A 23,183-nucleotide genomic window follows, 5' to 3' on the forward strand; every position below is an offset into this window, starting at 1 on the left:
TACTGAATGCCTATGGGGAAAGGTTTTTAAATAGAATGCATATTAGTTATTTTAGTAATCAGACGTTAAGCATATTTTGCTATATTTGAGGTCGTCTAGTAATCTTCTTTAACCTAAATATGCGTAATTTAATGATTTAAATGTAAGCGAGCTAAGCTGAAAGGCCTGTTGCGGTCTGTCAAGATTGTAAGCATATTAAAATCATTTTGTGATTCCGAAGCTAAGGGCAGCATTAGTAAATGTGGACAAAACAAAAACGTAAAACCAATCGTAGTCGCTTTATTTTGCCAATCATTACCGTGGCTGTATTGTCTTATTTTGGTTATCATATTTACCATGGCGAATATGGTCTATATTCACGCGAAAATGTTGATGAGCATATCATGGTACTTAATTCAGAGCTTCATAAGCTTGAGACCCAACGCCAGACCATGGAATTGAAAGTTTCATTGTTGCGCGATGGCGAAATTGAGAAGGATATGCTGGATGAGTGGGCGCGAAGGAATCTTAGTGTTTCTAACCCAAATGAATTGACAATAATTACCTCTCAAGGTGATAAATCAAATTAACCAAAATTAGGTTATTTTTAAAAGTCACGTAAAAACAGATACTTATCACTATTGTTAACTGATTTAAAAGACTTGTAACTTTCTTTCTGACAGCGTATTTTAAGTAATACCTATCACAGGGAGTTAAAAATGGTCGCAAAAGCAAAAAAGGCGCCTACCAAGCTTGTAGAAAGCGCTTTGTCTAATGCCATGCCGACACCAAGTCCGGCAGAATTTACCAAAGAAGAAGAGCTAAACGCTTATCGCGAAATGCTGTTGATTCGCCGCTTTGAAGAAAAGGCAGGCCAATTATATGGTATGGGGTTGATTGGCGGTTTTTGCCATCTCTATATCGGGCAAGAAGCTGTCGTTGTTGGCATGCTTAAGGTTTCCAAAGAAGGTGACCAGATTATCACCTCTTACCGTGATCACGGTCACATGTTAGCTGCTGGCATGAGCGCGCGCGGTGTGATGGCCGAGTTAACTGGGCGTCAAGGTGGCTTTTCCAAAGGGAAAGGCGGCTCAATGCATATGTTCTCCAAAGAAAAGAATTTTTATGGTGGTCATGGTATCGTTGGTGCACAAGTGCCGATCGGCACAGGTCTTGCCTTTGCTAATCGCTATCTAGGTAATGACAATGTATCATTAACTTTCTTTGGCGATGGTGCGGCCAATCAGGGGCAGGTATATGAGAGTTTTAACATGGCTTCTTTATGGAAGCTGCCGGTTATTTATGTAATCGAAAATAATCATTATGCTATGGGCACTTCTGTTTCACGCGCTTCTGCGGAGACGGATTTTTCAAAGCGCGGCCTTTCTTTTGAAATTCCTGGTATCGTTGTTGATGGTATGGATGTACGCGCAGTAGCTGCTGCGGCTGAAGAAGCTATGGCTTGGGCGCGCGGTGGTAATGGGCCGATTATTCTCGATATGCAAACCTATCGTTATCGCGGCCACTCTATGTCTGACCCTGCAAAATATCGCAGTAAGGAAGAAGTGCAAAAAATGCGCTCTGAGCATGATCCAATTGATCAGGTGAAAAAACGCCTTATGGATAATGGTTGGGCAAGTGAAGAAGAATTAAAAGTAATTGATAAAGATGTCAGAGCAATTGTAGCTGATGCAGCTGAATTTGCTGAGAATGATCCTGAGCCAGATGTTTCTGAACTCTGGACGGATATTCTGGTTTAAGGAGGTTTGCTAACATGTCTATTGATATTCTTATGCCTGCATTGTCACCAACAATGGAAGAGGGCAAAATTTCTAAATGGTTGAAAAAAGAAGGCGATAAGGTTGAGTCCGGCGATACTATTGCTGAAATTGAAACCGATAAAGCCACAATGGAAGTAGAATCTGCGGATGAAGGTATTATTGGCAAGATTCTTGTACCTGAAGGCAGTGAAGGTGTTAAAGTTAATACGCCAATAGCTATTTTGCTTGAAGATGGTGAAACTGAGGCTGATTTAGGAAAAGCTGTTAATCCTGCAGATAAAAATAAGGCTTCAGCAGCAGATCAAGTTGCTGCTCAAAGTGACGCTGCAGTGCAACCGGCAAAGGTTGCTGCAAGTCCAATTGCTGTTGAAGTTGAAAACGATCCTGAAATTCCTGCTGGTACGCAAATGGTTATGACCACCGTGCGCGATGCTTTACGCGATGCTATGGCTGAAGAAATGCGCCGCGATGATAGGGTTTTCCTTATCGGTGAGGAAGTTGCCGAATATCAAGGCGCTTATAAGGTTAGCCAAGGCTTGCTCGAAGAATTTGGTGCAAAGCGTGTTGTTGACACCCCAATTACCGAACAAGGTTTTGCCGGTCTTGGCGTTGGTGCAGCCTTTGCCGGCTTGCGGCCAATTGTCGAATTTATGACGTTTAATTTTGCGATGCAGGCGATTGACCAGATCATTAATTCAGCGGCAAAAACCCGTTATATGTCTGGTGGACAAATGTCAGCTCCGATGGTGTTTCGTGGTCCAAATGGAGCGGCGGCCCGTGTTGGTGCGCAGCATTCACAAGATTATGCTGCTTGGTATAGTCAAATCCCTGGTTTGAAAGTGGTTATGCCTTATACTGCGGCCGATGCTAAAGGGCTTTTAAAGGCTGCAATTCGTGACGAAAATCCAGTTATTTTCCTTGAAAATGAATTGGTTTATGGCCAGCAATTTGAAGTTCCCGATATGGAAGATTTTGTCTTGCCAATCGGTAAGGCTCGCATTCATAAAAAAGGTAATGATGTAACGATCGTATCTTTCGGTGCTGGTATGAAACACTCAATCCTTGCGGTTGATGAATTGGCCAAACAAGGCATTGATGCAGAATTAATTGATTTGCGTACTATCCGCCCAATGGATTTACCAACCATTATCCAGTCGGTCATCAAAACTGGACGTTTGGTAACTGTTGAGGAAGGTTTCCCGCAATCATCTGTTGGTACGGAAATTGCAACACGGGTGATGCAACAAGCCTTTGACTATCTTGATGCGCCAATCATGACGGTTGCCGGTAAAGATGTGCCAATGCCTTATGCGGCCAATCTTGAAAAGCTTGCCTTACCAACCATGGAAGACGTGATTGAAGCTGTAAAAGCTGTCACATATAGCAATTGATGGAGATTGTAATATGCCAATAAAAATTACAATGCCGGCGCTTTCACCAACTATGGAAGAGGGTACCCTATCAAAATGGTTGGTTAAAGAAGGTGATAATGTTACTTCGGGTGATGTTATCGCCGAGATTGAAACCGATAAGGCTACAATGGAAGTTGAAGCCGTGGACGAAGGCGTGGTTGCTAAAATTTTAGTGCCAGCTGGTAGTGCAGGCGTAAAAGTAAACTCTGTCATTGCTATTTTAGCCGCTGATGGTGAAGATGTTGCAGCCGCAGCAAAGGCAGCTGATGCTTCTACATCAAGTGAAGTGGTAAAAGATGTGGCTGTTGCAAGTGATAATCAAGCACCGATACAGCAATCAACACCGCAGACTGCAGACGCACAAGGTTCTGCTACACAAGAAATTACTGCGAAAGGCAATCGGGTATTTTCTTCACCTTTGGCACGGCGCTTAGCAAAAGATGGTGCACTTGATATTGCAACCGTTGTTGGTACTGGTCCCCATGGCCGTGTCATTAAGCGCGATGTTGCAGCTGCATTGCAATCAGGTACCGCCAAAGTTGCTACAAACGCTGCTGCTAATGCTGCTGCACAAACGTCAGCAAGCGCTGCGCCAACCATTAGCGCTCCATCAGATGATGCTGTGCTTAAGCTATTTAAAGAAGACGAGTATGAGGTTGTGCCGCATGATACGATGCGTAAGACAATCGCGCGCCGTCTTGTTGAATCAAAGCTCACCGTGCCACATTTTTATGTGACGGTTGATTGTGAGCTTGATGTATTGTTAAAGCTACGTGCTGAACTTAATAGTGCTGCGCCAATGGTTAAAAATGATGCAGGCACCGCACCAGCCTATAAGCTATCAGTTAATGATATGGTGATTAAGGCTGTAGCTATGGCATTAAAGGCGCAGCCTGATGCTAATGTTTCATGGCTTGATTCAGGGATGATCCGCCATAAGCATGCCGATATTGGCGTAGCCGTATCTATACCCAATGGTTTAATTACGCCGATTGTTCGTCATGCTGATGAAAAATCTCTTTCTGCCATTTCAAATGAAATGAAAGATTTGGCCAAACGTGCGCGTGAACGCAAGCTAAAACCAGAAGAATATCAAGGTGGTTCTAGCTCAGTTTCCAATATGGGGATGTTTGGTGTTAAATCATTCTCGGCAATTGTTAACCCGCCACAAGCAACCATATTCGCAATTGGCGCAGGTATTCAGCGTGCGGTAGTGAAAGATGGTGCTTTAGCGATTGCAAGTGTCATGTCGGTAACAATTTCTACCGATCACCGTGCGGTTGATGGTGCTTTGGCTGCACAATTGGCACAAACATTTAAAGGGTTGATTGAAAACCCAATGAGTATGCTGGTTTAAAATCTTAGGCGTGAGTGGGCTCCACTCACGCCTTATTTAATCAAAAGCATTCCGGCTAATTTTTTTGATGGAGTAGAAGCGTGTCAGCAAGTTATGATGTTATTGTTATCGGCTCTGGCCCAGGTGGTTATGTTACAGCTATCCGCGCTGCGCAATTAGGCTTAAAGACCGCAATTGTTGAGCGTGAGCATCTAGGTGGAATTTGTCTTAATTGGGGTTGTATTCCAACCAAGGCACTTTTGCGTTCGGCTGAAGTCAAACATTTAAGCGAGCACGCTAAAGATTACGGTCTTACTCTTAATGGTACAATTAGTGCTGATATTGATGCCGTTGTAAAACGTTCCCGCGGTGTTTCAGCTCGATTAACTGCTGGTGTCGGATTCTTGATGAAAAAGAATAAAATCGACATCATTTGGGGTGAGGCTAAGCTTACCAAAGGTGCAAAAGGACAAGAACTTGCTGAAATTATTGTTGGCAAGCCCTCAAAACCGGCCCATCAGCCACAAAATGCTGCGCCTAAAAATATTTTGGGTGAGGGTACCTATAAGGCTAAGCATATTATTGTGGCAACGGGTGCACGTCCGCGTGCATTGCCAGGAATTGAACCTGATGGCAAATTGATTTGGACCTATTTTGAAGCAATGGTGCCAAGTAGCATGCCTAAATCCATCGTTGTTATGGGATCTGGTGCGATTGGTATTGAATTTGCATCTTTCTATCGTGATATGGGGGCGGAGGTTACCGTTGTAGAATTAATGCCGCAGATCATGCCCGTGGAAGATCAAGAAATTTCAACCATTGCTCGTAAGCAGCTCGAAAAACGCGGTATCCGAATTATTACTGAGGCTAAAGTTACTAAGGTTGATAAAAGCGCAAATTCAATTACGGCGCATGTTGAAGCCAATGGTAAAATCGAAACTATTACAGCAGACCGGTTAATTTCAGCTGTTGGCGTACAAGGCAATATTGAAAATATCGGCTTAGAAACTGTGGGTGTTAAAACTGATCGTGGTTGTATTGCTATTGATCAATGGAGCCGCACTAATATTGAAGGTATTTACGCTATTGGCGATGTTGCGGGTCCGCCAATGCTTGCCCATAAAGCAGAAGAAGAGGGCGTTATCTGCGTTGAAAAAATTGCGGGTCTCAAAAATGTTCATCCGCTTGATAAGGGTAAAATCCCTGGTTGTACCTATTGTAACCCTCAGGTTGCATCGGTTGGTTTAACCGAGGCAAAAGCAAAAGCGGCTGGGTTAGATATTCGGGTTGGGCGCTTTAGTTTTTCTGCTAATGGTAAAGCCATTGCTCTTGGTGAAGATCAAGGCATGGTCAAAACAATTTTTGATAAAAAGACTGGCGAATTATTGGGTGCCCATTTAGTGGGGCCAGAAGTCACAGAACTCGTTCAAGGTTTTGTTATTGCAATGAATCTTGAAACAACGGAAGAAGAACTTATCCATACGGTATTCCCACATCCAACCCTTTCTGAAGCAATGAAGGAAAGTGTTTTGGACGCTTACGGTATGGTTTTAAATGCTTAAAGTTATATAGATCATATCAAGACCAAAGCGGTGATATTAACATTGCTTTGGTCTTGGCATTCAATAAAACGTGGGATATATGCACAACTACTTGTTGTTGACAGAGATTATATCTATTTAAAGTGATAAAATGAATTCGCTTTAATTTCGCATAATGCTTTGGTAAATTGGCTCAAGCAATTGCCGGAAGAGGAATAAAAATGGTTACGGTGCTCAATACTGTTGCTCAAAAACGAGCAAGGCATCCTGAAAAAGCGCATAAGCCGGATAATGAGGTTTTAAAAAAGCCAGATTGGATTCGGGTAAAAGCACCAACCTCGAAGATTTATGCAGAAACTCGTGATATCGTTCGCACCAATAAGCTGGTTACCGTTTGTGAAGAAGCGGGTTGCCCTAATATGGGTGAGTGTTGGCATCAACGTCATGCTAGTTTCATGATTATGGGGGAAATTTGTACCCGCGCTTGTGCATTTTGTAATGTAACCACTGGTATTCCTTTGCCGCTTGATGATGGTGAGCCGCAACGTGTTGCTGATGCAATTCAACAAATGGGTTTAAAGCATGTGGTGATTACCTCTGTGGATCGTGACGATCTTGCTGATGGTGGTGCTATGCATTTTGCTAAAGTCATTACTGCAATTCGTTCAACCAATCCACAAACCACCATTGAGGTGCTAACCCCAGATTTTCGTCATAAGGATGGCGCACTAGAAATCGTGGTAGCTGCCAAGCCTGACGTGTTTAACCATAATTTGGAAACTGTTCCATCGAAATATCTCAAGGTGCGCCCTGGTGCGCGTTACTTCCAATCTATTCGTTTACTGCAAAAGGTAAAAGAGCTTGATCCGTCTATCTTTACCAAGTCTGGCATTATGGTTGGCTTTGGCGAAGAGCGTAATGAAATATTGCAATTGATGGATGATTTACGTTCCGCCGATGTTGATTTTATGACTATCGGCCAATATTTGCAGCCAACGCGCAAGCATCATCCGGTTATTCGGTTTATAACGCCGGAAGAATTTAAGTCCTACGCTACAATTGGTAAAACCAAAGGCTTTTTGCATATGGCATCAAGCCCATTAACGCGTTCATCACACCATGCTGGTGATGATTTCGAAATGTTAAAAGCAGCCAGAGCTGCTCAACTTGCAGCCAAACGCTAATGCCTAGAATCTCAACTAAAATGATTGTCGCACATAGGCCAGATCAGATGTTTGATCTGGTTGCTGATGTAGAAAAATATCCTGAATTCGTACCGATGTGCGAAGCGCTGATTATTAGACAAAAGCGCGAAAAAGACGATAAGGTATTGTTAGTTGCCGATATGACAGCTGGTTATAAGCTCATCCGTGAGACTTTTACTAGCCAAGTTTTACTTGACCGCAATCAAGGTATCATTGATGTAAAGTATATTGACGGGCCCTTTAAACATCTTGAAAATCGGTGGACTTTTTCACCACAAGAGAGTGGGGAAGGGTGCGATGTTGATTTTTATATGGATTATGAATTCAAAAACCGCATGCTAACAATTTTGGTTGGATCGGTTTTTGATATGGCTTTTCAAAAAATGACATCGGCATTTGAAAAACGCGCCGATGAGATTTATGGCAACTTTTAATTGCCGATAATGGTACTAATTCTAACAAGAAATATAATAAAAGCTCGGAATATTTTGGGTGTTAATATAGGGGTCTGAGCCTAGTGAAGATCAAAAAAGAGTAGCGCGGATCTTTAGATCCAAAACTATATTTTGACCTAAATCATATCATTTTGCTTATTGTATCACTCCTTTGGTTTGCTAACGCATAACATTCTTAATTGTTCATTTTAATTTATTTAAATCAATGTGCTAACTTAGGGCTCTTTTATTCTAATTCATATTAAAAATGTGAGAATTGGGCTTTTTGATAAAATAAAAAGCCAGGCAAATATCAAAATTTGCCTGGCTTTTATTCATTCAGCAAGAATGTTACTTATTCATTGCTTTTTGCAGATTTTCGTCAACTTTATCGAGGAAGCCTGTCGTGGATAGCCATTTTTGATCTGGGCCTACTAATAAAGCAAGATCCTTAGTCATGAAACCTGATTCAACTGTATCAACGCAAACTTTTTCAAGAGTTAATGCAAAGTCTTTAAGTGCTTGATTATTGTCTAACTTTGCACGATGAGCAAGACCGCGCGTCCACGCAAAAATAGAAGCGATAGAGTTTGTTGAAGTCTCTTCGCCTTTTTGATATTGGCGATAATGGCGGGTAACTGTACCGTGAGCCGCTTCCGCTTCAACTGTATTACCGTCGGGTGTCATGAGAACTGAAGTCATGAGTCCAAGTGAGCCGAAACCTTGGGCAACAATATCAGACTGCACATCACCATCATAGTTTTTACATGCCCAAACATAGCCACCAGACCATTTAAGAGCAGAAGCAACCATGTCATCGATAAGGCGGTGCTCATACCATAATTTGCGTTTTTCAAATTCTCCCTTAAATTCTGCATCATAAACCTCTTGGAATATATCCTTGAAGCGACCGTCATAAGCTTTCAAAATAGTGTTTTTGGTTGAAAGGTAGACAGGGAAATTGCGTTGCAAGCCATAATTTAATGATGCACGGGCAAAGTCACGAATGGAATCATCGAGGTTATACATAGCCATTGCCACACCAGAACTTGGTGCATCATAGACATCATGTTCAATAACTTCACCATCTTCGCCAACAAACTTGATTGTTAGCTTTCCTTTACCAGGGAAACGGAAATCTGTTGCGCGGTATTGATCGCCAAATGCATGACGACCAACAACAATTGGTTGAGTCCAACCTGGAACAAGACGCGGAACATTTTCACAAATAATTGGTTCACGGAAAATTACGCCACCTAAAATATTACGAATAGTGCCGTTTGGCGACTTCCACATTTTCTTTAGCTTAAATTCTTCTACGCGTGCTTCATCCGGTGTTATAGTCGCACATTTGATGCCAACGCCATATTTTTTGATAGCATTTGCAGAATCAATTGTTACCTGATCATCGGTTGCGTCACGATTTTCAATTGAAAGGTCATAATATTTCAAATCAACATCAAGATAAGGGTGAATCAACTTGTCTTTAATGAGTTGCCAAATAATCCGTGTCATTTCATCGCCGTCTAGCTCAACAACAGGATTTTCAACTTTGATCTTTGCCATTAAATGTTCCTCTTCGTTAATGTGATTAATTTCTATAGCATTGGAAAATGGTTAGTAAAAGTACAAAGCGTATTATAACGGACCTTTGAATACAAAATAAGCACCAAGGCAGATGAATGAGAAGCCGACCAAATGGTTAAGTGTGAGTTTTTCACCTAAAAATGCTACTGAGAAAAATGCAAATACAATCAAGGTAATGACTTCTTGTATTGTTTTTAATTGCGCTGCTGAATAAACGTTATGCCCCATACGATTTGCGGGAACTGCAAGGCAATATTCGAAAAATGCGATGAGCCAACTTATAAATATAATCAGCATTAATGGGCGATTTGGGAATTTTAAATGGCCATACCAAGCAAAAGTCATAAATACATTTGAAGCTAATAGCAAAAGAATGGGCGCAATATATGGCAATGCTGGCATAGTGATTCCGATCTAATTTATTTTGCGCCAAGGATCGCAGATGTGCTTATGGTTGCAAATCAATTTTTCGAAATCTATTTGAAGTTATGATAATCACCAGCCTCCATGATGTAAAATACATGTAAAATATTGGGGCTAGTGTAGATAGTTTAAAGCAGCTATTGGTATCCAATGAATAAGTCACTGCGTAAAATTTACCTTTTCTAAGTAAAAAGAATAGTTCATTAAGTATTTCTTTTAAGGATTAAAGTCTCGTTCTACAACAGTTTTAACAAGGGTAAACAGAAACACAGCTACGCCTTATTTTCGCAAGCTGTGAGAGGAGATAGCTTCCCGCCTTGAAGAATAAGCGTTTTAACTTATAGGCGGTGAAATTGAACTTGATGAGAGTTATTTGGTTGGTGTGGCTAAAGGTACAAGAATATAGATCTTGTGGTAAAACACTCATATTCAAATTGTCAAAATGCAATCGAAAAAATAATGCTTTTGCGTTTCCCTAATGCCCGTGCCAAACGTTTTTATCGATTATTAAGCAATCGATAAAACCAAATTTCATCGTTTATACAACAATTTCCAGCCTGTGATGATCTTGATGTGTCTGAATTTCTCCGTGAGCGGATCATGCATTTGAAACCTTCGGGCAAAAACCTTTGTGGATGAGCACATTCATGTCAATGGAGTAGAGCTATTCTAAAGCCTAGCCAAACGACATATGCGTCGTTTTAATGGTATTCCAAAAGAGTATTTATACCTTTACTTAAAGAAGTGTGAGTGGCGCTTTAACTGCCCAGTAATCCGGAAATTGAAATAAGTATCGTTAAGTTTGATAGAATAATTAAAAGTAAATATTATCTCTGTTATTCCATTTTTTTATTCAATTTAATAAATATATTGTTTCTAAAATTTGTATTTACAAATTTATAGATTGTTAGGTTTGTTGTAATTATTATATGTATTTTTATTGGTGTAATTGTATATTTATGTAATTTGTAAAGTATCTAATTAAAATTTACTAATATTATTATATGATATTTAAGATATTTAAATATTAATAATGTTTAAAATGTTGTATTTGTGCATTATATGATTTTTTTACTAAAACTATATTGATTTAAGATGTTTTGAATGGTAGATAAATGTTAAGCGTTAAAGTCGGGGGCGATTTTATTTATTGAGTTGAAGTAAATTATTTATTTCTATTAATAATTGAAGTTAAATTTTTGTTATTTGTTTTGTCCAAGTAAATATTAATTCATTTGAACATTCAATTATAACCCATTCGGGGTGTCTGGGTTGTTTCAACAAAAATCCTTTGATTTTCGTGAAGTGTTTTTAATTTGCCAGTGATTTATCAGTGGCAAATTAAAGTTCTGCATTGGGTGTGCAGAATTTCTTAAACTGTGCTTAGAATTAGGAGTTATCAAATGAAACGTATTATTTTAAAAACTTTGGCTACAGTCAGTGTTTTGGCAATGGGTGCGGGCTTGGCTCAGGCTCAGTCAACTAGTCCAGCAACTGCTGACTTGCAGGTTGAAGTTAGTATTACTACTGGTTGTACTGTAAATTTCCCTAATAATTCAGGTAACGTGAATTTCGGCACTTATTCACGCATTTCAACAAATTTAGTTGAAACACGTGAGGTTGTTGTGGATTGTAATGGTGGCAACGCGGCTAATGCTGGTGATTATAGCTTGAGCCTCAGTGAAGGTAGTAATTCTGCAGCGTCTGGTGGTTTGCCTGTAGGTCGTAAACTTAGCAGTGGTACTGGTGTAATTGCTTATGATGTTTATAAAGCAGTTAACCTTTCATCGCGTGCTTGTGGTGGTGAGCGTTGGGATGCAACCCGTCCATTTACTGGCAATATTGACAATAGTACTGGTACTATGAATGGTTCGGCTTCACATTATTTTGCCATCTGTATTCCAGCTATTCCAGCAACTCAAACGCAGCCAGCGGTTGGTACTTACACTGACGCATTGGTTGCAACTCTTACCTACTAATAAATATTGCTTCCATTTGGAAGCTTTGGGGTGGGAGTGTTCTCCTACCCCATTTTAAATTTCTTTTTAAGTTTGGTGGATAAATAGATGCGGATATTGGCTTTTATCATAGTTTATTTGGCTTTGGCGACAGGGGCGGTGCAATCGCAGGAACTGGCTAATGGTGTGAGTTTAACTGTTATGCCTTTGGTTTTGGATGTGAAACCACCTAAAGTTGCAGATAATATTATGGTTCGAAATACAAGTCGTATGCCAGTTCGTCTGCAGGTTCGTGTTTTTCGTTGGCAGCAAAAAGGCGGTAAAGATTATTATGCGCCAACAAATGATGTTGTGATTACGCCACCATTTGTTTCTGTTAAGCCTGGTGGCGTCGCTACGGTAAGAGTGTCACGCGTTGCTAAGGGACCAGTATTGGGTCAAGAGGCTTATCGGGTCTTTGTAGATCAGATTCCACCTTCTGCCTTGCGGACCAATAATGCCGGTGAATCATCTGCTGGTGTAAGTATGGTGTTACGTCAAGTTGTACCCGTATTTTTTTCTCCTGGTACGGGTGGTGTAGCTGCTTCTCAAGCTAGTATCTCATTTTTTGCTCAACCGGCTTCTGGTGGTTTTAACATCACTGCAACCAATAGAGGAAGTAATCGTATTCGTATGGCCGACGTTTTCCTTCTTGCTGGAGGGCAAGTGATTGGAGCTAAGTCGAAGCTCGTCGGATATGCTTTGCCCGGATCTGATTTTCGATTTTTTGTTGCCACTAGGGGTGGCGGTAAGCCTGATAGAATAAGGTTTACATCTGATGTGGGGCAAATTGAGTATCCTTTGCAATAAGGAGCGCGATGTTTATTTGATTTAATTTCGTTCAAATTTGTTCGGGGCAAGTTGGATCGGATGACATTTTCGGAATATCTAAAATTTGAATTCCTATTGGGGGCATATAGGATGAAATGTGAATATAGCAAAAAGGCGGGACGTAAACTGCTTTATAGTTCTAGTCGTATGGCTCTTTTATTGGCAAGTGGTGCCTTTTTGGGGTGTTTTACTTCATATGGCTTTGCTCAGCAGATAAATGATGATGTGCAGTGGATGACTTCTGATGAAGTAGCTTCCTCTAATTATACCAGTGCAACTAATGTCCGTAGCGGATCTGTTGATGAGTTAGAGGCTCTTAGTTATCAGGAGGGGGAGTCTGTCGGCGCTGCTGTAGACGGTTTATCTAGTCAGCAAGCTGATGCCTTTGTTGACGTTACTGTTAATGGTGAGACCCGTCCTAATTTGATCGCAGTTCGACAGTTAGCCGACGGTTCATTCATTATGAATGCCGATGTACTTCGTGGGATCGGTATATTGCCTCAACGATCTGCCACAAACAACGATGGGTGGGTTAGCTTATCTGCGCTAAAGAATGTACAATTTACATTTGATCCCCGCACTGAAACATTAGCATTTATTACTACTGATCCTGATGCCTTGGCTCCTTATGCCTTAAGTCTAAATCCATTAGCTGCTGCTGCTCGCTCTGGCGGTTCAGAAGGTGAAATAAAGCCACAGTCAGATTTGGCAGCTGTTTTGAACTATAATATTTACGCCGATTCTGGGCATGAAAATTTTAAAAATATTTGGGATTTTCAAGGCGTTTCCGCCACAATAGATGGGCGTGTCTCGGGTAAGTTTGGTACATTTTATACATCTGAATTATTACGCTATTCATCTCAAGGCTTTGGTCGTGATAGAAGCGATGCTATTCGCCTTGATAGTTATTGGACGTATTCTGATGAAAAGCGTATGATGACTTATCAAGTTGGCGATTTGATAACAAGAAGTGTTTCATGGTCGCGCTCTACGCGGTTAGGCGGTGTTCAACTGCGTAGAAATTTTGATCTCCGCGACAATCTTGTTACAATGGCATTGCCTGAGCTTTCCGGATCTGCAGCGGTCCCATCAGCTGTTGATCTTTATATAAACAATGCTCAGCGCGCGGTTTCAGATGTTCCAACCGGACCTTTCTCTTTGACAGATATTCCTGTTGTTACTGGTGCTAATTCTGCGCGACTTGTCGTTCGTGATGCCATGGGGCAAGAGTCTGTAAAAGAAATTTCATTTTACGCTTCAAGTGATTTATTAGCTAAAGGTTTATGGGATTTCGCCGTTGAGGCAGGTGTCCCACGTACTAATTATGGTAGTAAGTCTGGTAGTTATTCCAGTGATTTCTTTGTCTCAGGTACTACTCGTTATGGCTTCACAAATAGCTTGACTGGTGAAGCACATGCAGAAGCTGGTAGTGATTTCTTTAATGGCGGTTTGGGTGCTGTTTTCACTATTGGAGACCTAGGTCGTCTTTCTGTTGCCGGTAGTGCTAGTAGTTATAAGAGTGAAACAGGGCAACAACTATATGCAAATTTACAGTTGGAGCGTTGGGGTTTTTATTTTAATGCTATGACGCAGAGGACTTATAGCAACTACAATGATACGGCCTCAATTGTCGATCGTAAGAATCGCGATATTACTGAAGATATTGATTGGGAAAATATTGATTTTTCTAATGATAGTTATCGTGCTCTTAGCCGAAGCTCTGCTAGGCCTGCCAAAGCTGTTAATCAGTTGTCTTTAAGTACCAATCTACGGTTCGATCCTGCTACGATTACACTAAGTTATACTGAGGTGGATTACTGGGATCAAAAGGATTCTAAATATTTAAGTGTATCCAGTAGTCGCAGTTTTGGGCATGGAATTTATGGTTACGCAACCGGATTTGTTAATCTGAAAGATTCTGACGCCTATAGCGTTTTTGCGGGGCTTTCGTTTACCTTTGATAAAGGATATAGCGCTTCCACAAATGTTACTACAGACCATGAAGGATCTCGTTTTACGTCACAAGTGGCTAAAAGCCTAGGTGGCAATGTTGGTGATTATGGTTGGGCAATTCGTGATACTGAAGGTAAACGCACACAACGTGGAGCCGATGGACAGTACCGTACGTCTGTCGCCTTGTTAGGTGCATCCATTGATCAGTATGAAGATACTTGGCGTGCAACAGCAAGTGCGGCTGGTGGGGTGGTCTATGCCGATGGTGCTTTAATGCCTACGACACGTATTGAAGATTCATTTGCCGTTGTGAACGTTGGTGTGCCTGATGTTGGTGTTAAAGTTAATAATCAAAAATATGGTACTACATGGCGCAATGGCAGATTGGTAGTTCCAGATCTTCTTTCATATACGACGTCTAATATCTCGCTAGATATGAATAGTTTACCTCCGGATGCTATTGTGGATAAAACTGATGAAGACGTCCGTCCAGCAGCGCAAAGTGGTGTTGTAGTGCACTTCGGCGGAGCGACAGGTGATCAATACTTATATGTTTCTTTAAAAGGAACTGATGGTAATACAATTGAGGTTGGATCTTATGCGCAAGTAGCGGGATCTGACGTTGGTTTCGATATCGGTTATGACGGACTTGCTGTTATACAGCTTAATCAGATTAGCTTACCCGCAACACTTCATGTCTTGGAAAAAAATGGCAATACGTGTGAAGCTGTTATTGAAGCGTCAGTTAATCCTGGGTTGCAGTCAGGTAGCCAAACTATTGTCTGTCGCCCAATGGGGCGCGCAAATCAAAGATAAGTTTCATGTTGTTTAGCACATAACGTTTATAGATTTAAATGGAATTGATGGTTGGTAAGAAGTGAGACAAAATTGGTATTTCTTATAGTGGTTGGTTTGTAATGAGTTACGTCACTCGGCAAATATTATTTTAAAATTTAGCAATTCTATTTGATTACAGATTATTATGAGAGGAATGTTGGAATTATGAATTCAAATGGGGCTACACTAAAAAAGAAAGCTTCTTGTTATGGTTTAGTGGCTACTTTATTTTCTTCTATGTTAGTTTTCTATATTCATAATGATGCTTATGCGCAAAATGCGTGGCAATCTGGTAGGATGGTGTGTAAACTGAATGGATCTTCAGTTATTGATTTTGGTGATATTAGCGGCTTATTAATTAAACAGGGTAGAGCTGATAGTGATCTTAAACCCACCTGTTCTAGTGATTTTTATCAAATGGCTAATAATTCATGGTTTGCTTCCGGTTCGGTTTGTGTCGGGATTGAATCGCTAGAAAGCGGACAGAGTGCTGATCCTAGGTATCTTTATCTTGATGGCAATCCTGCGTCAGAACATAAACTTATGTATAATTATTATTTAAATAATCTAGACGATGGCGCTAGAGTAGGTGACGGCGTTCAGGTGCCAGGAGTTTCCTTATCTACTCAAGAACCATGGCGGGGGACGGGGACTCCGTCAGGGCCTATGAATGTTAATTTGTGGTTTAATTTATTCGCAGTTTTTAATTTTAATCAACCTAATCTACCTGCCGGAAAGTATTCCAATCAATATAAAGTTACGCTGCGTTCAGGTGCTGGTGGTGGAAGCGTGGGTGGAAGAACTTCATGTGCAAATTTTCCCGATATATCGGAACCCGTTACAATTAGTGTTACTGCTCAGGTATTACCGTCATGTCAATTTAGAATTAAACGCCACATTAACTTTGGTATGCATACGCGATTAAACGCGAACATCGTTGCTTATGGTGAATTGGGGGTAGTGTGTAATCTAAATGCATCCTATGAGATAAAGTTGGATGGTGGGCGAAACAAAAGTACTACCGATCGTCGCATGTCTAAATTTTCAACGGGAGCTGTTTTTGATGACACAAAGACAATTGCCTATGATTTATATTTACCTAATACACAAATGATTTGGGGAAATACTGAGGGTGTTGATACCTATAAGGGGACCGCGACCGGGGCTGAACAGACAATAAGAATTGATGGTAAGATAAATCCAAAAGGAAATTTTTCGCCTGAAGTTGGGAATTATCGTGATAATGTTGTTGCAACAATTGTCTATTAGATACGTTTCATGTGGTAATGTATTGCTTAGCTGTGTTGATATTTAGAATTCCTAAATGATTTAAACTGTGTTTCTATCATCTTTTAAGGATGAATATCATAGTTTGACTAGTTCTAACAGATCAACGATGTTTACTCATCGAGTAACTGTACTTAGCCAAAAAGAGCCATCACTATCGCAGTGGCAATGACAACCGTTTATATTTTTTGATGCTGTCTTATAAAAAGCAGTAGCAACATACTTAGGTGGGATTTGCCTACAATCTTTGCTAGCTAGTACGCAGTCTTTGAGCGTTTTGATGGTTGGTCATGCTAGAATGTATTTGAGCCGATATTTGAATCTACATCAGATGAGCTTGATTATGAATATATGATGGTTGATACCATGATTATCCCCGTTCATCGTTACAGATGCGGCAAAAAAAGGCTCAAAGTCAAGCCATTGGTAAATTAAAGAATTGATGGACAATTATAACCGTTCCTTTAATAGACGCTTTGGACAATGTGGTGCGGTTTACCTTCTACTGAGGGAATCGTTTGATACGATTTGTCTTCCATGATTGATTAAATATAGGGGCTAACACCTAAGATTGTGATTTAAGGATGATGTTGAGATCATCTAGCAGTTGTTTAAGTGTTGCCTCTATTTAAAAATCCTGCCCTAAGCTGCTCTAAAAACTACTTTCAAATTGTGCTAGCCCTCGATGTTTAAAAACAAGTAATTGAGAACAAGATTTTTTTAGCGGCAAGGCATCTAAAATGGGTAGTATTAATTCTACATATAACTCTTTTCGGTATCAATCTCTAGCTCTACTAACTTTCGATAGAGAGTAGATCTACCAATTTTTAAACGGCGTGCTACTTCGCTAATACGTCCTTGATAGCGTGTCATAGCCGTTTTTATTACTATGCGTTCAAGTGCATCGAGAGAGCAAATATGACCAGTTTTATCAAAGAAAAAATCATCAGAACCGGAGCTTTTGGTTTGCTCTTTGGTTTCGGGTTCAGAAACTTCACCTTTCACAAGTTGCGGGAAATCAGTAATGGATAAAAGGGGCCCAGAGCTTAGAAGTACGGCGCGAAACAATATTCTATCTAACTCGAGAATATTATCGGGCCAATCATATTGCGATAGAAAATTGATAGCCGAATTTGATAGTCCAGAAACATGCGAATAGCCTGTCTCTGTTATAATATGAATTAAAAGGTTTTTTGCAATATCGGTTATATCTTCTCGCCGATTTCTAAGTGGAGGTATGGACAATTGTCTTTGCGCGAATAGTTTATATAGTTTCTTGTGAAATTGCCCCTCTGCTAATATTTCATTTATTTCAGGGGTTGTCGTCGCAATCAATCGTATATGGTGATTATTTTCGACGCCGAGTTTAATTAACCGATCATAAAGAAAATCTTGCGCCTTTTGTGTAAGGCTTTCAATGTTGAGGACAAGTAGTGTCCCGTTTGAAAAATTATCGAGTGCTCTTTCAACGTTGCGTTTCCAATCCTCTGCATATTCTTCATGGTTTAAAGAGTAGCGGCATTGAATATTACGCAAAGTTGCACTTTCATGCCCGCTTTCCCTATGCATTATAGTTGCAATACTATTTCTGCCTGTCCCTTGTTCTCCGGTTATTATGACATTGTGTTCATGTTCGACAATGTCTTTTGCCACCATGACTGTGGTCTGCATAGCAAGGCTGTTCACCACCAGATCCGAAAAGTGCAGATTGCCTTCAAAGCATCTGTGCATGCTTTTAATCTCGCGCTCTATAGCAGCACGTTGCATAGTATTTTTTATCGTCACCATAAGGCGTATATCAGAAAACGGATCAATGATAAAATCATTTGCACCAGACTCGATCGCACGTGCTAAGTCTCTACTTTCATCCTTGTAGGACACAATAATGATCGGTGAGCGGATTCCAGCCGTCCTTAGTGTATCAATGAAATCTAATCCATTAATATCGGACATCTGCAAATCTAATAGTGCTAAAATAATATTGGGACGTCTTCGAAGCAAGTCTAATGTATGATAACCACTACTCGCTTCGATTATGCGGTACCCCTGATTAATCAGCAACTTGGAAATACGTTGCCTACGACCTAAGTCTTCCATGGCAACTAAAATTGTACTAACCATTATATTTAATACTCCTAGTTACCAGTATAACGGTTTGTAGATAAATTAGTTGCATGTGAAGCCATATCAATTCTTTATATTTTAAACTACGTATTTCGTCACTGAGGCGATTGCGTATCTTAAACGCTTCTGTTCATCGCATGAGATCGTGGTTATCCATTATCTGCTGCCGATAACATAGTTTTGGAAGCGTTAATTTTAAGTGGAGGATAGGGATGGTCCTCAAATGGATGAAATTTATCAAAATTATATAGCTTGATTATATATTTTGTTTAACTAAAATATTCAAATCTATGATCGGATACGCATATTCTTTCCTATTGATGAATAAATGCAACAGTTGGCACTTTTTTAATGAAATATTTAAAGTTTCCATTGCTTTGAAAAAAAACAGAATTATTTAATAATGTATTGTTACTTTTATAACGATGATAAACAGTAAAATAAACGCTCTAAAAAAATATGACAAAAATTGCACCAAAAAGTTGAAACATTGTTTAGAATGTTCCTATGAAAGAATGCAATCCATTATTTTAGCCCAATATTGGGAATAGTTGTTTTATCCATTATAATTGCCCAAATGGGTTTGGAGTAAAAAATGAAGTTTTTAATATCCCTTGTCTCTACTGCAATAGTTGGTTTTGCGCTCAGTGGTTGTATAGCACCAGATATGAATGGGCCAATAAACCCTGTTGTACAGCCGCAGGTTAGTCGTGGCATTGAAGGACAATGGATTGATTCAGAAGGTGTTGCTTTTTCTTCTTTCCGTAATGGGATTTTTGAAACACGATCGATTGATACACAAGAAAAATTATCAGAAGGCAATTATGCAATGACGTCTCCGGAGATAGTTTCTCTTGAGATGAGGTCGTTGGTACGTGGTACGGTGTCACGCGTAAACTGCGCTTTATCAGGGTATAGTAGATTGTTATGCACGACCGAATCTGGTTCTCACTTTACTTTAACAAGGCAATAAGCCATCTTAGATGGTATCAAATTGCATTTTATTTTACCCGTATTATCCTATTGAGCTAGGCATTGGAGTGTCTAAATGTAAGGCTTTTATAATTTTGACAAATTTTCAGATATCTCTTAAAACTTGATAAAAATTACCTATTTAAAGAAATGTAATATTCACTAGTTTTATAAAATAATGAAAGTTTCAATATTATGCAGCCAGCGCGTAAGTCAAAAATTGGTGTCCTTCTTGTTAATCTTGGGACACCAAATGGAACAGACTATTGGAATATGCGTAAATATCTATCGCAATTTTTATCAGATAAACGTGTTATTGAATGGCCAAGTTTCGTTTGGCAGCCGATCTTACAAGCCATTGTTTTAAGCGTTCGCCCTAAAAAATCTGGCGCAGCTTATGATCGTGTTTGGTTTAAGGAAACCAATGAATCGCCATTACGTCACTATACGCGCTTGCAAGCAGAAAGACTGGCAGAGCAATTACAAGATCTTAACAATGATGACACTATAACCGTCGATTGGGCGATGCGTTACGGACAACCATCGATCGACCAGGTGACAAGCAGATTATTGCAGCAAGGCTGCAACAAGATTATATTATTTCCGCTTTATCCGCAATATTCCGCAACAACCACGGCAACGGTGAATGATGCGTTTTTTGACGCTTTAAAAACCCATCGGGTGCAGCCAGCTATTCGTACGGTGCCGCCTTACCCTGATCATCCTGTTTATATTGATGCTTTAGCACAATCTATTGATAATCATTTGGCAACGCTCGATTTTACACCAGATGTTCTGGTCGCTTCCTATCATGGTATTCCACAAAGTTACGCAAAACGCGGTGATATTTATCCGCAAGATTGCGCAAAAACTACCAATGCTTTACGGCAAAAAATGGGCTTAGGGGAAGATAAGCTGCTAATGACCTTTCAATCACGTTTTGGTCCTGAAGAATGGTTGCGGCCCTATAGTGATAAAACAATTGATGAATTGCCTACAAAGGGGATAAAATCCATTGCGGTGTTTAATCCAGGCTTTGTGTCTGATTGTCTTGAAACCGTTGATGAAATTGGGCACGAAGCAGCCGAAAGCTTTCATGAAAATGGTGGGATTAATTTTTCACATATTCCATGTCTTAATGCGAGTGATTTGGGTATAAAAATTATTGAAACACTCGTGCGTCAAGAATTATCTGGCTGGGTGAAATAGGAAAAACATAAATCAAAGCTTAGGGGTAGCTCCCCCTAAAATATTTAAAAAAGCAGTTTTATCTTTTCATCGCTATAAACTAAAAACCCCGTAACTTTTGTTATGGGGTTTGTTTTAAATTGCAACTCTTGATCTAGTTAATGCTTTCAACTTCAAAAAATCCATTTTGATAAGATTTTATTCGCACAGTGGTGCCTTGAGGCAGATCAGGCCCAATAATATTCCATAATGAATCGCCGATTCTCAAACGGCCTTTGCCATTGATGATTGGTTCTTCAAGGGTGGAGACGTAGCCAATTAATTCTTCAGTGCGATTATTTAAAAATGGTGCATCAGTCATTTTGCTTTTTTGGTTAAGCTTGACACCGATTAATACGGTGATGACTGAAAAAATAATGAATATAAAAAGCTGTGTTTGCCACATTGCAAAAATTGGAAAATGACCTTCTAACAACCAAACAACAATTGCTGTTGCAATGGCTGCTAAGCCAAACCACATAAGATAGACACCAGCAACAAACAGCTCTAAGACTAGCAATATAAAGCCTGCAATAAGCCAGCACCAATAACCAAGTATTTCAAAAAAATCTAACATTCAGCCTATCCATTTGCATATTTTAAGACATCTAAAAGGCGATGAAATAAAATAACGTTGTAAATTGCTTTTTATCTTAAATTGGCGGTGTTAAGAAAAATTGCAATATCAGTACAAAATTAATTATATATATTAGCGTTAAAGATAATATAAATGTTAAATTTTATACTCCGTGAAATAATCTAAAAATATCTCACAATTTAAAAGCGAATAAGGTGAAAATATGGTTATATAACATCTCACCTTAGTCTTTGTAAGTACATCTGATTTTTGTAAAAAACGTATGTTAAATACCTTTGATTGAAGAAATTATATACTCTGCAAATTGTAAAATAAAAATCAACAGAGTATAATCATCAAAAACTAGTTAGTATTTATTCGTTGTCAAAGCCAGCGCGTCTTTGTACTGGTTTGGTTGATGGTTTTGAATCGCCGCCAAATACTTCCTTCGCGATGGCACCAATGCCACCAAGAGAGCCAATGAGCGATGATGCTTCAAATGGCATTAACACAATCTTATTATTATTGGCTGAACCGATTTTGCCTAAAGCTTCGGTATATTTTTGCGCTACGAAATAATTGATAGCCTGTACATCGCCTTCGGCAATTGCCCGAGAGACTGCCTCGGTTGCCTTTGCTTCCGCTTCAGCCAAACGTTCACGCGCTTCAGCTTCGCGGTAAGCAGCTTCTCTTTTACCTTCAGCTTCCAAAATTTGCGCTTGCTTCAAGCCTTCTGCGCGCAAAATATTTGCGTTTCTGTCACCTTCAGCTTCAAGTACTTGTGCACGCTTATCGCGTTCTGCCTTCATTTGGCGATTCATCGCTTCGGTCAAATCGCGTGGCGGTTGGATATCCTTGATTTCCACACGCGTCATTTTTAGGCCCCATGGATGAGCGGCAACATCAACCACTTGCAGTAGGCGGTCATTAATGATGTTACGGTTAGACAAGAGTTCATCAAGATCCATAGAACCAACAACGGTACGAATATTCGTCATGGTTAGGTTGATGATTGCGTATTCAAGATCAGATACCTGATAGGCAGCTTGTGCAGCGTTAAGCACTTGATAAAAGGCAATAGCATCAACTGACACAGATGCATTATCTTTGGTGATAACTTCTTGGGTTGGGATATCAAGAACCTGTTCCATGATCGAAATTTTCGCCCCGACGCTGTCGATGAATGGGACGATGAGATTAAGGCCTGGTGCCATTGTTCGTGTGTAACGACCAAAGCGCTCGACCGTATAATTATAGCCCTGCGGTACCGTTTTAATACCTTTAAATAAGGTAAGAATGATAAGGGCAGCTAAGATAATAAGGGCGATGCCCATTCCTTGTAACGCCATAATACATTTCTTTCTAAGTTAATTCGTTCATGCTTATAATGCTGTTTATAAAATCATTATCGTGCATTGTTATAAGTGCACTTATAAATTCATATTTTTACAATATAAAAAAGCAGAAAATAAACATTTTACTCTCTATTAACTATTTTTTTGTTTGAAAAGTGATTGTGTGGCTATGAAACCCTCTTAATACTTACAATTATGTCAATTGAGGTGATTAAAATTGCAACGTCCGCCATTTAAATGCTCCATATTTTTACCGCGGCTGATTTGCTTATTAGATCAAAATATGGTTTGGCATAAATATCAATTCGCATTTTAAGTCATTATT

General features: G+C 39.8%; 18 protein-coding genes. 13 read left to right on the forward strand and 5 right to left on the reverse strand.

Annotated features, from left to right (window positions below):
- Positions 1-239: 239 nt before the first annotated feature.
- The 7 genes from N6A79_RS05235 (at position 240) to N6A79_RS05265 (ending at position 7,688) form a co-directional block, all read left to right on the forward strand.
- A complete protein-coding gene (locus N6A79_RS05235) occupies positions 240-569 on the forward strand; it encodes an FtsB family cell division protein (RefSeq protein WP_182419224.1) in 330 nt (109 codons plus the stop codon).
- 129 nt (positions 570-698) lie between these two features.
- Positions 699-1,739 (forward strand): pyruvate dehydrogenase (acetyl-transferring) E1 component subunit alpha, encoded by a 1,041-nt coding sequence (pdhA, locus tag N6A79_RS05240; protein WP_182419225.1) that lies wholly within the window; start codon positions 699-701, stop codon positions 1,737-1,739.
- A 14-nt stretch (positions 1,740-1,753) separates the two neighbouring features.
- Positions 1,754-3,151: a pyruvate dehydrogenase complex E1 component subunit beta gene (locus tag N6A79_RS05245; RefSeq protein ID WP_268547265.1), complete on the forward strand. Its 1,398-nt coding sequence runs from the start codon at positions 1,754-1,756 to the stop codon at positions 3,149-3,151.
- Positions 3,152-3,203: 52 nt separating this feature from the next.
- Positions 3,204-4,529 carry a pyruvate dehydrogenase complex dihydrolipoamide acetyltransferase gene (locus N6A79_RS05250; RefSeq protein WP_442784276.1) on the forward strand — a complete coding sequence of 442 codons (1,326 nt, stop codon included), beginning with the start codon at positions 3,204-3,206 and terminating at the stop codon, positions 4,527-4,529.
- Between the two features lie 80 nt (positions 4,530-4,609).
- The gene (gene lpdA, locus N6A79_RS05255; RefSeq protein WP_268547267.1) at positions 4,610-6,070 is read left to right on the forward strand and encodes a dihydrolipoyl dehydrogenase; all 1,461 of its coding nucleotides are present in this window, start codon (positions 4,610-4,612) and stop codon (positions 6,068-6,070) included.
- Positions 6,071-6,270: 200 nt separating this feature from the next.
- Positions 6,271-7,233, forward strand: a complete 963-nt coding sequence (gene lipA, locus N6A79_RS05260) for a lipoyl synthase (protein WP_182419229.1) — start codon at positions 6,271-6,273, stop codon at positions 7,231-7,233.
- Positions 7,233-7,688, forward strand: a complete 456-nt coding sequence (locus N6A79_RS05265) for a type II toxin-antitoxin system RatA family toxin (protein WP_268547268.1) — start codon at positions 7,233-7,235, stop codon at positions 7,686-7,688. Before lipA ends, N6A79_RS05265 begins: the two co-directional genes overlap by 1 nt.
- A 351-nt stretch (positions 7,689-8,039) precedes the next feature.
- On the opposite strand, the gene N6A79_RS05270 is transcribed toward N6A79_RS05265, so the two are convergent.
- Positions 8,040-9,254, reverse strand: a complete 1,215-nt coding sequence (locus tag N6A79_RS05270; RefSeq protein ID WP_182419231.1) for an NADP-dependent isocitrate dehydrogenase — start codon at positions 9,252-9,254, stop codon at positions 8,040-8,042.
- Positions 9,255-9,326: 72 nt separating this feature from the next.
- A complete protein-coding gene (locus N6A79_RS05275; RefSeq protein ID WP_182419232.1) occupies positions 9,327-9,677 on the reverse strand; it encodes a DMT family protein in 351 nt (116 codons plus the stop codon).
- A 1,424-nt stretch (positions 9,678-11,101) separates the two neighbouring features.
- Here N6A79_RS05275 and N6A79_RS05285 point away from each other — a divergent pair.
- The 4 genes from N6A79_RS05285 to N6A79_RS05300 all read left to right on the forward strand — a co-directional run bounded on the left by N6A79_RS05285 (position 11,102) and on the right by N6A79_RS05300 (position 16,585).
- A complete protein-coding gene (locus N6A79_RS05285; protein ID WP_262080219.1) occupies positions 11,102-11,677 on the forward strand; it encodes a spore coat protein U domain-containing protein in 576 nt (191 codons plus the stop codon).
- A gap of 87 nt (positions 11,678-11,764) precedes the next feature.
- Positions 11,765-12,505, forward strand: coding sequence for a fimbrial biogenesis chaperone (locus N6A79_RS05290; RefSeq protein ID WP_262080220.1), 741 nt, complete (start codon positions 11,765-11,767; stop codon positions 12,503-12,505).
- Between the two features lie 444 nt (positions 12,506-12,949).
- Entirely contained in the window at positions 12,950-15,295 is a 2,346-nt protein-coding gene (locus N6A79_RS05295) for a fimbria/pilus outer membrane usher protein (RefSeq protein WP_268547269.1), read from the forward strand.
- Positions 15,296-15,481: 186 nt separating this feature from the next.
- Positions 15,482-16,585 carry a Csu type fimbrial protein gene (locus tag N6A79_RS05300; protein WP_268547270.1) on the forward strand — a complete coding sequence of 368 codons (1,104 nt, stop codon included), beginning with the start codon at positions 15,482-15,484 and terminating at the stop codon, positions 16,583-16,585.
- Positions 16,586-17,359: 774 nt separating this feature from the next.
- Here the strand turns inward: N6A79_RS05300 and N6A79_RS05305 are convergent.
- Positions 17,360-18,724 carry a sigma-54-dependent transcriptional regulator gene (locus tag N6A79_RS05305; protein WP_268547271.1) on the reverse strand — a complete coding sequence of 455 codons (1,365 nt, stop codon included), beginning with the start codon at positions 18,722-18,724 and terminating at the stop codon, positions 17,360-17,362.
- 598 nt (positions 18,725-19,322) lie between these two features.
- Here N6A79_RS05305 and N6A79_RS05310 point away from each other — a divergent pair.
- Entirely contained in the window at positions 19,323-19,700 is a 378-nt protein-coding gene (locus N6A79_RS05310) for a hypothetical protein (RefSeq protein WP_268547272.1), read from the forward strand.
- A 194-nt stretch (positions 19,701-19,894) separates the two neighbouring features.
- Positions 19,895-20,908: a ferrochelatase gene (hemH, locus tag N6A79_RS05315; RefSeq protein ID WP_268547273.1), complete on the forward strand. Its 1,014-nt coding sequence runs from the start codon at positions 19,895-19,897 to the stop codon at positions 20,906-20,908.
- A gap of 133 nt (positions 20,909-21,041) precedes the next feature.
- Here the strand turns inward: hemH and N6A79_RS05320 are convergent, their stop codons facing one another.
- Both N6A79_RS05320 and N6A79_RS05325 read right to left on the reverse strand, forming a co-directional pair.
- Positions 21,042-21,503 carry an NfeD family protein gene (locus N6A79_RS05320; protein ID WP_182419240.1) on the reverse strand — a complete coding sequence of 154 codons (462 nt, stop codon included), beginning with the start codon at positions 21,501-21,503 and terminating at the stop codon, positions 21,042-21,044.
- A 374-nt stretch (positions 21,504-21,877) separates the two neighbouring features.
- Entirely contained in the window at positions 21,878-22,852 is a 975-nt protein-coding gene (locus N6A79_RS05325; protein ID WP_182419241.1) for an SPFH domain-containing protein, read from the reverse strand.
- Positions 22,853-23,183 lie beyond the last annotated feature (331 nt).

It is taken from the genome of Bartonella sp. HY761, assembly GCF_026743145.1.
Classification (GTDB): domain Bacteria; phylum Pseudomonadota; class Alphaproteobacteria; order Rhizobiales; family Rhizobiaceae; genus HY038.

Coding starts and splice junctions, on each gene's coding strand:
- N6A79_RS05325 (WP_182419241.1), bottom strand. CDS start 22,852: ATGGCGTTACAAGGAATGGGCATCGCCCTTATTATCTTAGCTGCCCTT.
- lipA (WP_182419229.1), top strand. CDS start 6,271: ATGGTTACGGTGCTCAATACTGTTGCTCAAAAACGAGCAAGGCATCCT.
- N6A79_RS05275 (WP_182419232.1), bottom strand. CDS start 9,677: ATGCCAGCATTGCCATATATTGCGCCCATTCTTTTGCTATTAGCTTCA.
- pdhA (WP_182419225.1), top strand. CDS start 699: ATGGTCGCAAAAGCAAAAAAGGCGCCTACCAAGCTTGTAGAAAGCGCT.
- N6A79_RS05285 (WP_262080219.1), top strand. CDS start 11,102: ATGAAACGTATTATTTTAAAAACTTTGGCTACAGTCAGTGTTTTGGCA.
- hemH (WP_268547273.1), top strand. CDS start 19,895: ATGCAGCCAGCGCGTAAGTCAAAAATTGGTGTCCTTCTTGTTAATCTT.
- N6A79_RS05265 (WP_268547268.1), top strand. CDS start 7,233: ATGCCTAGAATCTCAACTAAAATGATTGTCGCACATAGGCCAGATCAG.
- N6A79_RS05320 (WP_182419240.1), bottom strand. CDS start 21,503: ATGTTAGATTTTTTTGAAATACTTGGTTATTGGTGCTGGCTTATTGCA.
- N6A79_RS05300 (WP_268547270.1), top strand. CDS start 15,482: ATGAATTCAAATGGGGCTACACTAAAAAAGAAAGCTTCTTGTTATGGT.
- N6A79_RS05305 (WP_268547271.1), bottom strand. CDS start 18,724: ATGGTTAGTACAATTTTAGTTGCCATGGAAGACTTAGGTCGTAGGCAA.
- N6A79_RS05245 (WP_268547265.1), top strand. CDS start 1,754: ATGTCTATTGATATTCTTATGCCTGCATTGTCACCAACAATGGAAGAG.
- N6A79_RS05290 (WP_262080220.1), top strand. CDS start 11,765: ATGCGGATATTGGCTTTTATCATAGTTTATTTGGCTTTGGCGACAGGG.
- N6A79_RS05250 (WP_442784276.1), top strand. CDS start 3,204: ATGGAAGAGGGTACCCTATCAAAATGGTTGGTTAAAGAAGGTGATAAT.
- N6A79_RS05270 (WP_182419231.1), bottom strand. CDS start 9,254: ATGGCAAAGATCAAAGTTGAAAATCCTGTTGTTGAGCTAGACGGCGAT.
- N6A79_RS05235 (WP_182419224.1), top strand. CDS start 240: ATGTGGACAAAACAAAAACGTAAAACCAATCGTAGTCGCTTTATTTTG.
- N6A79_RS05310 (WP_268547272.1), top strand. CDS start 19,323: ATGAAGTTTTTAATATCCCTTGTCTCTACTGCAATAGTTGGTTTTGCG.